At 66.7% G+C, this 2,436-nt stretch carries 2 protein-coding genes and 1 pseudogene; 2 read left to right on the forward strand and 1 reads right to left on the reverse strand.

The window, feature by feature from the left end:
• Positions 1-432: pseudogene (locus D180_RS22570) on the forward strand (ribonuclease E/G); the annotation flags it as partial.
• 604 nt (positions 433-1,036) lie between these two features.
• Here the strand turns inward: D180_RS22570 and D180_RS21865 are convergent.
• A complete protein-coding gene (locus D180_RS21865; RefSeq protein ID WP_026143418.1) occupies positions 1,037-1,684 on the reverse strand; it encodes a response regulator in 648 nt (215 codons plus the stop codon).
• A 460-nt stretch (positions 1,685-2,144) separates the two neighbouring features.
• On the opposite strand from D180_RS21865, the gene D180_RS21870 reads away from it, so the two are divergent.
• A partial coding sequence (locus D180_RS21870; RefSeq protein WP_043091535.1) for a GNAT family N-acetyltransferase occupies positions 2,145-2,436 on the forward strand: 292 nt, incomplete at its 3' end.

A 2,436-nucleotide genomic window follows, 5' to 3' on the forward strand; every position in this document is an offset into this window, starting at 1 on the left:
GATGCCACGGCCACCGTCGAGGATCCGGCGGGCGTGACCACGCCGACGGCGACCACCGTCGCGCCGAGCGCAGCGCCGGCCGCCACGTCCACCGCTCCCGCGGAACCGCGTGCGGAAGACGCTGCCGCGGCCAAGCCGGCCTACGCACCGGTACAGACCACCCTGCTCGATGCCTTCGCCGAGGCACCGGCGGCGGTTCCGCACAGTGGTCAGGCAGCGGCCGCAGCGTCGACCGAGGCCGCATCGGTCACGCCGGCACGCGACGACAGCGCAACGTCCGTCGCTGCTCCGGCGACGCCGGCGCAAGCGGAGATCGCGGCTGTGGACGAGGCGGCGCGGAAGGAACGTGCTGCTGCCGCGGCGCAGTCCGCAGCGCCTGCGCCGCATGGCGCGGACAAGGCGGACGGCGACGAGCACAAGGATCGCGGCTGATCCCCGCCCCTGCCGTTGCAGCGTGAAAGAAGCGGCCTTCGGGCCGCTTTTTTCTTTTGGGCGCCCATCAAACGCATCCATCGCTACGGTTCAAGGCGATCGTCTGCACGCGTACTGTCTTTCGCGCGTCCCGTTCGGCGCAGCAGCAGTGGCGTCCCCTCCAAAGCCACGGCAACACTCGCTTTGCCGTGACTCGACGAGCTACACCATCACCTCGCAGGAGCGGCTTCAGCCGCGACGAGGCTTTCCCGATGCGCCGGTCGCGGCTGAAGCCGCGCCTGCGAAAACACGCGATGCGTGGAGTACGTGCTGCGCGGAAGGCTACCGAAGTGTCTTGAAGACCCACCACATGCACATTCGCGTCGTTGTGCGATCGCTGCAGTCGCGAGCGATGCATTCGCGCAGAGCACGCACTCCCTACTCCACCGCTTTCGCCAAACCCAGCCATTCCGATCGCGGCACGCGCGAGTGCCGAGGGCGTCGGCGATACCCGCGGACGCGGGTTCGCAATCGACCCACTGCGAGCAGGTCCGCACGTTGGCGCAAGCACAACGCAAAAGCGGCCCGAAGGCCGCTCTGGTGTCAGCTCGGCAGGCAACGCCGACTACAGCGGATGCGTCGGATCCAGCAAGCCGTATTGCGTGGCCAGACGCGCCAGGGCGATGTTGTCCTGGATGCCGACCTTTTCGAACAGCCGCGCCTTGTGCGTGTTGACGGTCTTGGCGCTGAGACTCAGGCGCTTGGCGATGTCTTCCTGGCGCAGGCCGCGGGTCAGCAGCAGGGCCACTTCCAGCTCGCGCGGCGACAGTGCATCGAATGGGGAACCGCCGCCTTCCAGATTGGCCAGCGCCAGGTTCTGCGCGATGTTGGCGCCGAGGTAGCGCTTGCCCATCGCCACGTCGCGGACCGCGCGCAGCAGCTCCTGCGCGTCGCCGGCCTTGCCGACATAGCCGGAGGCACCGGCTTCCAGCAGGCGCTTGGGCAGCGGGCCGTCTTCCAGCACCGAGACGATGATGACCTTGGTGCCGTGGTCGCCCTTGACGATGCGCTCGGTGACTTCCAGCCCGCTGACGCCGGGCATGTGCAGATCGCACAGAACGATGTCCGGCTTTAGCTGCCGGATCTGCGGGAGCGCATTTTCGCCGCTGTCGGCCTCGCCGACGATCTCGATATCCGTTTGATTCGACAGGATCAGCTTCATGCCCGTACGGACAAGAGCGTGATCATCGACCAGAAAAACCCTGATGGCCATCTCGTATAACCCCAACGCAGCGGATACCGCACCATCCAGACTATCTGCGTGAATTATTCAGGGCAATACGAATTTGTAGACAAACGACGACGCTTCACGGAGTGCTCATCTGCACTTCGCGAAACGTCATCGTGTCGTCATCAAAACCCTGCCGAGCTTACTCAAGGCTCGGCACGCAGGGTCGAGTGACCTGCCAGCGCTCTCCCCGTAAGGCGCGCGACGGTCCCTGCGTCAGGCCGAGGCCAGTATGCTGGTGCGGCGGGAAAAGCGTTATCAGGACAATCCTGATCTCACGTCAGAATTATCTGACCCTCCCCCTTCCCGCTTCCGGACACCACCCCGCTGCGGATCCCGGACAGGCCCGGCGAAATTTTCCGACACTCGCGTCGGAAATGGCCGATGCGACCTCCACACCCGGCGCAGCCACGACATGCCTGGCCGCATGCGGCACACTGCCCGAGTGAATACGATCCGTCCCTACGTCATGCAGGACCGCGCCGCCTGCCTGGCGCTGTTCGACAGCAACGTCCCGCAGTTCTTCGATCACAGCGAGCGCGCCGGTTTCGACCGCTTCCTGCAGCACGACACCGGCGCCTGGCATTACCTGGTCATCGCCCGCGCCGGCGCGGTGGTGGCCTGCGGCGGCCACGCGCTGCGCGCCGACGGCCGCGTCGCCAGCTTCGGCTGGGGCGTGGTCGACCGCCGCCTGCACCGCCAGGGCCTGGGCCGCGCCTTGACCGAGGCGCGGCTCC

The organism is Xanthomonas sp. SHU 166 (assembly GCF_000364685.1).
GTDB classification, from domain to species: Bacteria; Pseudomonadota; Gammaproteobacteria; order Xanthomonadales; family Xanthomonadaceae; genus Xanthomonas_A; species Xanthomonas_A sontii.